General features: G+C 64.6%; 13 protein-coding genes. 2 read left to right on the top strand and 11 right to left on the bottom strand.

Annotation, left to right across the window (positions count from 1 at the left end; translation table 11 throughout):
• Positions 1 to 197: 197 nt before the first annotated feature.
• The 3 genes from DU475_RS21050 to DU475_RS21060 all read right to left on the bottom strand — a co-directional run bounded on the left by DU475_RS21050 (position 198) and on the right by DU475_RS21060 (position 2102).
• Positions 198 to 644 (bottom strand): phosphate-starvation-inducible protein PsiE, encoded by a 447-nt coding sequence (locus DU475_RS21050; protein WP_164633221.1) that lies wholly within the window; start codon positions 642 to 644, stop codon positions 198 to 200.
• A gap of 133 nt (positions 645 to 777) precedes the next feature.
• Positions 778 to 1335: a cyclin-dependent kinase inhibitor 3 family protein gene (locus DU475_RS21055; RefSeq protein ID WP_047308359.1), complete on the bottom strand. Its 558-nt coding sequence runs from the start codon at positions 1333 to 1335 to the stop codon at positions 778 to 780.
• Positions 1335 to 2102 (bottom strand): type III effector HopAG1, encoded by a 768-nt coding sequence (locus DU475_RS21060; protein WP_164633222.1) that lies wholly within the window; start codon positions 2100 to 2102, stop codon positions 1335 to 1337. Before DU475_RS21060 ends, DU475_RS21055 begins: the two co-directional genes overlap by 1 nt.
• Positions 2103 to 2235: 133 nt before the next feature.
• On the opposite strand from DU475_RS21060, the gene DU475_RS21065 reads away from it, so the two are divergent.
• Positions 2236 to 2871: a class I SAM-dependent methyltransferase gene (locus DU475_RS21065; protein ID WP_164633223.1), complete on the top strand. Its 636-nt coding sequence runs from the start codon at positions 2236 to 2238 to the stop codon at positions 2869 to 2871.
• Between the two features lie 369 nt (positions 2872 to 3240).
• Here DU475_RS21065 and DU475_RS21070 read toward each other — a convergent pair whose 3' ends face one another.
• From DU475_RS21070 to DU475_RS21080, 3 genes are all read right to left on the bottom strand, one after another.
• Positions 3241 to 3480 carry a class III extradiol ring-cleavage dioxygenase family protein gene (locus DU475_RS21070; RefSeq protein WP_246700377.1) on the bottom strand — a complete coding sequence of 80 codons (240 nt, stop codon included), beginning with the start codon at positions 3478 to 3480 and terminating at the stop codon, positions 3241 to 3243.
• Positions 3481 to 3521: 41 nt separating this feature from the next.
• Positions 3522 to 4112: a malonic semialdehyde reductase gene (locus DU475_RS21075; protein WP_164633224.1), complete on the bottom strand. Its 591-nt coding sequence runs from the start codon at positions 4110 to 4112 to the stop codon at positions 3522 to 3524.
• Positions 4113 to 4185: 73 nt separating this feature from the next.
• On the bottom strand, positions 4186 to 4827 hold the full coding sequence (locus DU475_RS21080; RefSeq protein WP_164633225.1) for a YceI family protein: 642 nt from the start codon (positions 4825 to 4827) through the stop codon (positions 4186 to 4188).
• Positions 4828 to 4923: 96 nt separating this feature from the next.
• Here DU475_RS21080 and DU475_RS21085 point away from each other — a divergent pair, with 96 nt between their 5' ends.
• Complete coding sequence (locus tag DU475_RS21085) at positions 4924 to 5826, top strand: LysR family transcriptional regulator (RefSeq protein WP_246700378.1); 903 nt, start codon at positions 4924 to 4926, stop codon at positions 5824 to 5826.
• A gap of 253 nt (positions 5827 to 6079) precedes the next feature.
• Here DU475_RS21085 and DU475_RS21090 read toward each other — a convergent pair whose 3' ends face one another.
• From DU475_RS21090 to DU475_RS21110, 5 genes are all read right to left on the bottom strand, one after another.
• Positions 6080 to 6553 carry a BLUF domain-containing protein gene (locus DU475_RS21090; RefSeq protein ID WP_164633227.1) on the bottom strand — a complete coding sequence of 158 codons (474 nt, stop codon included), beginning with the start codon at positions 6551 to 6553 and terminating at the stop codon, positions 6080 to 6082.
• Between the two features lie 184 nt (positions 6554 to 6737).
• A complete protein-coding gene (locus DU475_RS21095; RefSeq protein ID WP_246700379.1) occupies positions 6738 to 6998 on the bottom strand; it encodes a hypothetical protein in 261 nt (86 codons plus the stop codon).
• Positions 6999 to 7255: 257 nt separating this feature from the next.
• Positions 7256 to 7678 carry a type II toxin-antitoxin system VapC family toxin gene (locus tag DU475_RS21100; RefSeq protein ID WP_013504148.1) on the bottom strand — a complete coding sequence of 141 codons (423 nt, stop codon included), beginning with the start codon at positions 7676 to 7678 and terminating at the stop codon, positions 7256 to 7258.
• Complete coding sequence (locus tag DU475_RS21105) at positions 7675 to 7968, bottom strand: type II toxin-antitoxin system Phd/YefM family antitoxin (protein ID WP_164633229.1); 294 nt, start codon at positions 7966 to 7968, stop codon at positions 7675 to 7677. Before DU475_RS21105 ends, DU475_RS21100 begins: the two co-directional genes overlap by 4 nt.
• 573 nt (positions 7969 to 8541) lie before the next feature.
• Positions 8542 to 9591, bottom strand: coding sequence for a hypothetical protein (locus DU475_RS21110; protein ID WP_164633230.1), 1050 nt, complete (start codon positions 9589 to 9591; stop codon positions 8542 to 8544).
• Between the last annotated feature and the right edge of the window lie 940 nt (positions 9592 to 10531).

Below are 10531 nucleotides of genomic sequence, written 5' to 3' on the forward strand. Positions count from 1 at the left end.
GTTCCGGTTGAGACCTCCGTGTCCGTGCCACCAATTGTGCGGCAGCGTACCGATCACGTCGTTCTCTCGCTCGGTCACATTATCGTGACAACCCCCCTTGTCAACTTGACATGACACTGACTGTTGTCCGGTTCATTCCGGACATCAGTCCGTAACGGGGCGGCCGCAGCGGGAAATCGGCAACCGCACACCGCCGGCTAGCCGCGCTCGGACGTTCCGCGCCGCGCCGTGCCCAGAACGGGATCGTGGCTGCTGTGCCGCGGCGGGCGATAGGAGATCACCGCGCAGGCGATCGCCAGGATCAGGATGGCGCCGCTCTCGTACAGCAGGTTCTCCGGCGGCTGGTCCTTGCCTTGCAGGATGAGGAGCCGCGAGATCGCCGTGATGGCGATGAACATCGGCAGCGTGATCGGGATCTTCTTGCTCTCGTAGTACACCGCGACCATCGCGATCACCTCGACATAGATGAACATCAGCAGCAGCTCTTTCAGCGTGACGCGGACGTTCAGCACGGTCTCGTAGACTTCCTGCGCCATCGCCACCACGGCGAAAGTGCCGATCAGCAGCAGGAAGGCGTTCTCGATCAGTTGGAAGCCTTTGCGGATCAGCGGCATCGGCGGGGACGGCGGCGGCAGGTCGTTCATCGGCAGGAATCCGGTTGCGGCGCAGCTTTGCGCCCGATCCGGCGGATCTAGCGGATCGGGCGAACAGCGTCTTTGACCCCGTCCCGCACTGCGGAAAAACGCCGCTGCGGCGGATCGCACCGCGCCGCCTCGTTCACGGCATCGGCTGCGCCCGCTCCACCACCGCCTGCTGCGCGCTGGTCTCGATCGCGCCGCGGCCGCGCGCGGCACGCACCTGCGCGATCGCGGTGGTCGGCGGCACGCCGAGTTCGACCAGCAGCCGCGCCGCGATCATGCCGGCGCGGCCGAGCCCGCCCTTGCAATGCACCAGGACGTCGTCGCCGGCGCGCAGCCGCTGCCGGATCAGGCGGCCCTCGTTTTCCCAGCGCCGTTCGAACTCCGCGGTCGGCGGGTGATAGTCCGGGATCGGCAGATGCAGCCATTGCATGGCGCGGCGCTCCACCTCGGCGCCGAGCTCCGGCACCCTCAGCAGCTCCAGTTCGCGCCGCTCGACCAGCGTGAGCACCACCTGCGCCCCCCAGGCCTGGATCGCGTCGAGATCGGCGGCAAGATCGCGCGCCCAGCCGCCGGTCAGTGCCGAATGATCGTGCTTGCCCGGGCAGAAGGTGATGCCGATGCGGCCGTGGTTCGGGCCGGCCCGCACTTCGGCGATCTGCAGCGGATGGGTCTGGCTGGTGCGCAGCGGCGCCATCATTCCTCCATGGTGTCGAAGGCGCGGGCTCGGGCGGTGGCGCCGGCCCCGGTCGCGACGCGGCGGATCAGGTCGTCGCGCCGCGCCAGCAGCAATGCGGTCAGCGCGCGCGCCTCGCCGGTGTCGCCGAGCACCTCGCGAACCACCGCGCCGATCGCGGGCTCGGTCAGCCGCGCCACCTTGGCGACCGAGGCCGCGAGCGCGGGCCGGCTCATCGCGCCGAATACGCCGGCCGCCACCGCGTTGGCGCGGGCGTCGCGCAGCGTGTCGAATTCGATCGCCTCGGGACCGAAGTCGGTCTTGCGCGCGCCGCGGGCGCGATAGGCCAGCGCGCCGCCCTGGTCGATCCGCACCACGCCGCGGTCGCGGGTCACCAGCACGTTGTCGAGATCGGTGCCGAGCACGTCGCGATTGGCGAGCCAGGCGTCGACCGCGAAATCGCCGCACACCTCGGCGGCGACGCCGTTGTCCGGAAATGCCAGCGCTTCGCCGAGCGAGGCGCCGCGCAGCATCGCGCTGGCGACCGCAAGGCCGCCGTCGCGCCGCACCAGCTCGACCTCGGCGACGCTGGTGCCGGCGAGCCGGTACAGCCGGTTGGCCAGCACCTCGTTGCGGGCATGATCGTCGCTCGGCGGGGTTTTGACATACCAGGCGCGGCCGTGCGGATCGGCGAACAGCCCGCCGGCGTTGGAGCCGGCCTGGCCGCCGATCGCGGTCCAGCCGTCGGCGTTCCGCAGGCTCGGCGCGGTGTCGCTGTCGTCCGGCATGAACTCCCCGAGCAAGCTTCAGCGCAGGCGATTTGCGCGAAATCAAGCGACATCGCGCCGCCCGCCGACTAGCGTAGCGCCGCTGCGGCGGCGCGCAACATCGACCAAACGCTGACGACGGGGAAGCGAGGCGATGTCGTTATCGAAGATGTGGGGCTTGCTGACCGGGCGCGACCACCGCGCCGCGAGCAGCATCGATTGGGATGCCCGCTACGGCACCGACACCCGCTCCACCGTCGACCTGCACGGGCTGACCATTGCGCACGACAGCCGCCGCTTCGGCGAGCGCTATCAGGCCAGCGATCCGTCGGCGCTCGGCGACGCGGTGGCGTTCGCCGGGCTCGATCCGCGGCTCTATCGCTTCGTCGATCTCGGCTGCGGCAAGGGCCGGATGCTGATCGTCGCCGCCGAGCTCGGCTTCAAGTCGTGCGTCGGCGTCGAATTCGCGGGCGAGCTGGCCGCGACCGCGAAGGCCAACGTCGCGGCGGCCGGCTTCAGGGCCATCTCGATCGTGCACGGCGACGCCGGTGCCTACGCGTTCCCGGAGCAGCCGTTCGTGCTGTATCTGTTCAATCCGTTCGGCAAGCCGATCATGGAGCGGGTGCGCGACAATCTCGCGAAGCTGCGCCGCGCCGACTACTACGTGATCTACAAGAACCCGCGCGAGCGCCGGATCTTCGACGAGATGCCGGCGCTGCGCTATCTCGGCACCCCGCCGGCGCACAAAGGCGTGTGGGGCGTGCATGTCTGGGCGCCGCGCGGCGCGTAGTTCGTCCGGTCGAGATTCCGGGTTCGCTCGCTGTCGTGAGCGCCCCGGAATGACTCGGGGGCGCCACGCGTGCGCCTCCCCACCCGCCGTCATTCCGGGATGCGTGCGAAAGCACGCAGACCCGGAATCTCGCGATTGTTACGAAGGAAGATGCCGCCAAGCGCGCGGCGGTCGCGTGCACGAGCACGTCGAGATTCCGGGTTCACGCGCTGGCGCGCGCGCCCCGGAATGACTCGGGGTGGGGCAGAGCGCCAGACGCCGAGCACGCTCGCCAAAAGGCACCGTCATTCCGGGATGCGTGCGAAAGCACGCAGACCCGGAATCTCGCAGTTGTTACGAACGCGTAGCCGGAGATCCGCTTGTTGCCGATCAGGTCGCTGAACACGCGGCGGCCGGCGGTGCGGCCGAGGTGCTGACGGTCGGCAGCGCGGCTTCCCAATGGCCCGACACCATCAGGATCGCGCGCGGCCGCGCCGGCAGCGAGGCCAGCACGCCGGACAGATAGGCGCGCAGGCCGTCATAAGCGTGCGGCCCGAACCTGCGCGGCGGCTCCATCCAGAAGCAGGGGCCGCCGCCGTGCGACAGGAAGATGGAGGGTTGACGGGGCATCGTCGCAATCTCCCTGTTTTGAAGTCGTCACTCAGCCAAAGTCACAGCACCCGGCAGGCGTCCTCGAACGAAAGCCGCGGGTTGCGCGGAAACAGCTTGTCGGCGTCGCCGTAGCCGATGTTGCACAGGAAGTTCGACTTCCAGCGGCCGTCGGGGAAGAACTCGGCGTCGAGCGCGGCGTGGTCGAAGCCCGACATCGGCCCGGCATCGAGCCCGAGCGCGCGGGCGGCGAGGATCATGTAGGCGCCCTGCAGCGCCGAGTTGCGCTTGGCGGTCTCGGTGATCAGCTCCGGCTTGCCGACGAAGCTGCTGCGCATGTCGCGCGAAGGAAACAGCTCCGGCAGCAGGTCGTGAAATTCGCTGTCGTAGGCGACGATCACGCAGCACGGCGCTTGCTTCACCTTGTCGACATTGCCGGGCGCGACGCTGTTCAATAGCCGCGCCTTGGCGTCAGTGCTGCGCACGAACACGAAGCGGCCCGGATTGCTGTTGGCCGCGGTCGGCGCCCATTTCAGAAGATCGTACAGCGCGCGAATGGTGTCGTCGGAGACCGGCTTCGGCGTCCAGGCATTGTGGGTGCGGGCCTGGACGAACAACTGGTCGAGATGGGGGGCGGGCAGCGCAGTGCTCATGAATGGTTTCTTTGTGAGGCAAGGGGAGATGCGCCCGCCGCCGGATGCGACGGGCGCGGAGAGTCGAAAACGATCAGTTCTGCTTTTCGAACGCGGCGCTGATCTCCAGGCCGACCTCGTCTCCGATCAGCGGCAAATAGGTCTTCACGCCGAACTCGCTGCGCTTGATCGTGCCGGTGAGATCGAAGCCGACCGTCACCTTCTTGTTCAGCGGATTGACGCCGGCGCCGTGCAGCCGGGCGTCGAGCGTCACGGCCTTGGTGACGCCGTGCAGCGTCAGCTCGCCGGTGACCTTGGCCTGGCGCGGCCCGGTGACGGTGACCTTCTGCGATTTGAACAGGATCTCCGGATGCGCCTTGGCGTCGAGCCAGTCGGCGGCCTTCAGCTCCTCGGTCAGCTTGTCGACCGGGGTGTTCACCGAGGCGGTCGGCAGCTTGATGTCGAACTTGCTCTTGGCCGGGTCGGCGCCGTCGAGCTGCAGCGTGCCGGAGACGTCACCGAGCCGGCCGCGGAATTCCGAGAAGCCCATATGCGACACCACGAAGCCGACCTGGGTGTGGTCGGGGTCGATCGCGTAAGCGCCGCTCTCGACCTTCACCGGCTCGGTCTTTGCCGCCGGGGCCTTGGCGGCCTTCGGTGCGGTCTCGGCGAACGCGGCGGGCGCCACCGCCAGTGCGGCGGCCAGGATCGGAAACAGCAGGTGACGTCGGATCATGAGTGTCCTCCAGTTTGGCTGTCGGTCTGACTTAAGAGCCCCGGCAACCCGAAGAAAGTGATGAAGTCTTGTCGATCTTCATCTAAAATTTCGATGATGAATGACGGTCTCACCCTCGACCAGATCCAGCTCCTGCTCACGGTGGCGGAGGAAGGCAGCTTTTCGGGCGCCGCCCGCAAGCTGCGGCGGGCGCAGTCGGCGGTCACCTACGGGGTGCAGAAGCTGGAGCGGCAGATCGGCGTCGCGCTGTTCGATCGCTCGCAGTACCGGCCGGTGCTGACCGAGGCCGGCCGTGCGCTGCTGGCGCGGGCGCGGCGGATCGCCGAGGAGACGGCGGCGTTTCGCGATCAGGCCCGCAGCCTCGCCGGCGGGCTGGAATCGGAACTGACGCTGGTGCTGGACTCGATGTTTCCGATGCCGCGGATGGTCGATGCGCTGCGCGCCTTCACCGATGCCTTCCCCACCGTGACGCCGCGGATCTTCGTGCAGTCGCTCGGCGCCTCGGCCGAGCTGGTGCTGAACGGCACCTGCATGATCGGGCTGGTGCCGGAGCCGTTCAGCGATCAGCCCGCGCTGAAGCGCTATCCGCTGTCGACCGTCCAGCTTCTGCCGGTGGTGGCGCAGCATCATCCGCTGGCCGCGATCGAGGGCCCGATCCCGACCGACGTGCTGCGCCGCTACGTCCAGCTCGTGCTCACCGACCGCTCGGCGCTGACCGAGGGGCGCGACTACGGCGTGCTGTCGACCCAGACCTGGCGGCTGGCCGATCTCGGCACCAAGCACGCGATGCTGCTGGCCGGGCTCGGCTGGGGCAGCATGCCGACCCATCTGGTGGCGGACGATGTCGAGGCCGGCCGGCTCAAGCTGATCCAGCCGCTCGAATTCGAAGACCGCACCGCCCGACTGGTGATGACCGCCGCGCACCTCGCTGCACGCCCGCTCGGCCCCGCGGCGCAATGGCTGCTGAACTACCTCCGCGCCCAGAGTCCGCGGGGCTGAGACCGTGCTCCTGAGAGCCCGACTGGAAATGCGGGCAATGAAATCAAGCACGTTCGTTTCAACCCGTCATGCCCGGCCTTGTGCCGGGCATCCACGTCTTGCAGCGAAACCATCAAGAAAGGCGTGGATGGCCGGGGCAAGCCCGGCCATGACGAAACTAATCGTCAATTGAACGGCTTATGAAAGCCTTTTGAATTTGCTGCCCGTATTTCCGGTCAGGCTCTAAGAACGCGGGCAGCGTCCGGCTGCGGCTTCAGCTCTTGCCCGACGCTGCGAAGGTCCGATCGGGCGACAGCTCGGCGTCGTACGCCATTTCCATCACGATTTTGAACAGCCGGTCGCAGCGCTCGTCGGGCGCGAAGTGGGTGTCGGTCCTGATCCAGCCGAGCGCCTTCTCCCAGCTCGGCGAGCGGCCGATATAGGCCATCGCCCAATTAGGAAACTGCCGGCTCTCGACCGCTGCGGCCGACATCACCTGGATCTTCCCGTGACGCCGGTCTTGCCGGATCGCTTCGAAGATCCGCTCGACATGATCGCGCGGCCCTTCCAGCACCTGGGCGAAGAAGCCGCAATTGAAGATCAGCGCGCCGGTGATGTCGAACGCGTCGTTGTTGCGGCGGGAGCTGGCGAGGATGCGTTCGATTTCAGCGGCGACATCCGCGACACCGCCCTCGATCCGATTTTCGCTGACATACAGCAATCGATACAATTGCGCCGATTCAGTCATCACCGCGATGGTTTAGACGGCGCAGCGCCGTCAGCCAATCCTTCCGCGCCATTCAGGAGCGCCGTGTCCGCTCCCGCCTTGCGCCGCATCAAATCTCGTTGCGCCGGCTCTCGCCCGTCGTTCCGGAGCGCCGACGCCGGCGAGCGACCCGGCGGATCGGCGAGGCAGGCGGGCCGACCGGCCCTCAGCCCGGCACATGCAGCAGCCGGTACGCCACCGCCACGGCGAGCGCGATCGCGGCCCAGATCAGGATGTGATTGAGACGTTGGCCGGCACTGGCTCCGCGCAGCATGCCGCGGCCGATGAACAGCATCAGCGCCGACAGCATCGCGACGCTGACCACGGTCGAGGATTCGAACAGCTCGCCGCCATAGGCGGTATCGTTGACGATCGCCGCCACCCCGCCGGTCACCAGAATCGCAATCAGAACCCATAAGTACACCATGCGCGAAGTCTCGGCCGCGCCGCGCGCCCCTGTCAATGCGGGGCAGCGACGCGGGGGAAGGGCGCTCCGCAGCTCCAGCGTATCGCGGCACGACGTCCTCTCCCGGCGTCATTTCCGGGATGCGCGCCTCCGGCGCGCAGGCCCGAAATGACGTGGAGAGAGGATTGTAGAGTTAGGCTGAGCAGGTCATTCCGGGGCGCTCGCGAAGCGAGCGAACCCGGAATCTCGACGTTGTGGCAAGGATCGCCGCGAGGCGATCAGAGCCAGGGATTGAGGATGGCCGCGCCGGCGCGTTCGAACTCGCGAACGTCGCGTGAGACCGCGGTCAGCCCGTGATGCAGCGCAGTGGCGGCGATCATCAGGTCGGGTTGGGAGAAGGTGCGACGCTGCTTGCGTCCCTCCTCGACGAGCAGCCGCCATTTCACCATCACGTCCTCGGAGAGCGGCAGCACGCGCTGCTCGAACATCGGACGCACCCGATGGGTCAGCCAGTCGTTCAATTCGGCGCGCTTGCGGACGTCGGCGGTCCGCTCGATGCCGAAACGCAACTCGGCCAGCGTGACGACGCTGATGAACAGAAAGTCGAGGGGCTGCGCTGCCAGGAAGGCAATGACCTTGCGTTCCGGCTTCGGTCGCCGAAGCTCCGACAGCACATTAGTGTCGAGCAGAAAGCCGGTCACAGTTCGACGTCGCGCACCGGCATTCGCACGCGCTTCGGCGTCAGCGGAATCTCCTTGTGCGGCGAGGCCTGCATCGCTTCGACCAGGGCGGCGCCGGTGCGGTCACCCTTCAGCCGTCGGAATTCGTCGGCCGCCACCACCACGACCTCGTCGCGGCCGTGCACCGTCACCAGTTGCGGACCCTCGTCCCGCGCCCGGCGCACCACCTCGCTGAAACGCGTCTTTGCGTCCTGCAGCGGCCATCGGGCGGCGGGAGGGGCGGATTTCACGGGCGGCTCGGTTCTGGTCATACTGACTAGAATAGGACGAAGCCGGGATTTTTCAAGCGACGCGTAACGAATAGGGCGAGTTAGCGCAAAGGCGTAATCCGCCGATGTGCGACGCCAATGACGACGGCATATTACGCTGCGATAATCCGCCCGCTATGAGCTTGAAGCACGAGCCATGCCGTAGATCGCAGCGCGCTCCCTCTCCCGCTTGCGGGAGAGGGCTGGGGTGAGGGCGACGCGGGCAGTGAGTCAGCGTGGAGTCCGTATGAGGGTCGCGAAACGCGGGACGAAGCGCGGCTCACAGATCGCGATAGGCCGCTTGGTCGGATGCCGAAAGCCATTCGGAGAATGCCGCGAACGGATCAATGCCCCGTACCGGGAGTCTCGTCCGACGCGGCGTAAGTTCGACATCCCGACAAGGCGACGCCTGCATCGCATCGACCAGATCGCGTCCGGTCCGAGCCATGTCCGGCGCGGCTGTGCCGGTCGTCCCTTCGGCGTTCCGAGCGATGCCGGACGGCCTCCACTTGTTCGTCATAGAAGGCGGCCATGCGAACGACCCCGTGGTCGCTTCGCTCGCGCGGGCTATGCTTGCTAACTCTTTGGCGGCAACTTCACTCGACCCTCAGTGAAGAACAGCGTGTATTTCTCGAGTCTCCGACAGTGGGAAAGTAAGATCTTAGCGGAAAGAAGTGGGTGTTGATGTGTGAGTAGTTCTATTAGCTCGTAGTCAATTTCTAGAAGTTCCGAGATTTTGGAGCTATATCTTCGGATTTGCTCTGTCGATGCTAGCGAGATTCCGTAAAAGTCGGGACCTGCCTTCAATAGGCCCATCTTGCTCAGATAGGAATGTAGATCCTTATAAAGTTCTCGAATCTCGTTGAGATTTTTATTGTAGATCGTGAAGGCTTGAATGAGTTCCTCAAGTATCTCTCCTCTTCCTTCAATTGTTACGTAGCCAGGAGACTCTTTCTTGATTCCCCCCATTGCCAGTCGTTCGTCGATCCCGAGGAGGTTCTTGAGGTCTGTATAAAAGCTCACATAGCTTGAGCCCCCTCGCAGGGCGTGTTCGGTAAATGCATCAATCAGTTTTCTTTGCTGTTCAATGGTTGCGTTTGGCGAGGTGAATTTCTTCAAGCCGAGAAAGAATGAATACAGATCGTTGATTTTTCCGAAGAAGGTTGAAAGGTCTGTTGGAGACCATGAACCGTCGATCAGGTAGGTTTGTTTTTGTGATGCTTCAATGGGATCTACGTCTAGTGCATGCGTATGATTTCGCGCGAAAAAACCTGCAGCCGGCAAGTGTTCTTCGTTTGTGTACTCAGCTTGGGAGGCGATCCTCAATGGTATTGATCCCGCAGCGTCCATTTTTCCCAAATCGAAAATGTACCACTTCTTCCATTTTGGCATTAGAAATAGATAGCGGAGATCAACAAATTCGCGGTGGTATCGCTGAAGTTGTGTGAAGGAGATTTCAGCTCCAAGGAATGGATAGTCATAGCCGTATTTGTCGATCGCCACGCCAATGATCTTTGCATCGAATCCGTGGTCGAGCAGAACTACTTGTGGCTCGTCTAAATGAACAAGCGTGCCGACAAGTCGAGCGTGGAATTTTTTCCATTTCTTTTCGGCCGAGATATTCATAGGGGCGCAACTTCAAGTGCGATTGGTGAGGCGTTCTTAAATCTCCAAAAGTGAACGTGCTTACCGTTTGATTGCGTATAGCCGCACTGGTCTGTTATGCGTAATCTCGCAATGAACCTGTACTTCTTCTTCGGCTTTGGAAGAAGGTGGTATGATTTGTTGTGACTCAGGAATAGTGAGCACGACGACCACTCACACAACGTGACGCCGGGTGGAGGCTTCTTATTGCTAAGGAATGCATGCGATCGGAAATCTGCTTCGCTGGGCGGGTTGGAATCCACGTACCGCCAAGCATTTTCGTAATTCGCACGTACTGCTTCGTCCGGCGGACATGCTGGAGGAAGCGATTCTGTGAACTCATCAGCAGGCGTTTGAATATCGCTCATGATTTCTCCTTATCTGGTGAGTTGCAAATTGGTCAACTGCACACATGGATGTGCGCGGTCTGAAAAAGCTCTTGCTTAGATCGGGAAATTGATTATATTCCTATTCATCCCGCCCCATCGAGGGGCGCGTTGCCGGGACGCTGGTCGTCGCGGGGCGGGGTGTGGCGCCTGCGGGTGTGGGGCGGACGTCGCCCTGTACCTCCGGGAGGCTGAGGGTCGCCGTCCGCCGCTACTACGAGCGGCCGCCGCGACAGAGGCTGGACGGGTACGGTAGAGGCCGGGGAAAGCCCGCAAGCTCGCCGTGTCCCGGAAGCACGGTCCTTCAGCCAAAAGTCGCCACGGTGGAGCGTCGAAAGACGTTTCCGCGGCGCTCGCGCTTCGGCGATCCGAGGCATGAGGCCGCGGGTACTACCAAAGGCGCGTCTTTCGGCGCTCCACCTCCCTCGGCCCGATGGCCGACCGGAGGCCCCCTGAACCCACCACTCACGCAAGGCTTTTGCGGGCAACGCCGCCGCATGCGCGCGCGCCCGCTGCTATCAGCATCAGGAGGGAGC

It is taken from the genome of Rhodopseudomonas sp. WA056 (genome assembly GCF_010906995.1).
Classification (GTDB): Bacteria; Pseudomonadota; Alphaproteobacteria; order Rhizobiales; family Xanthobacteraceae; genus Rhodopseudomonas; species Rhodopseudomonas palustris_G.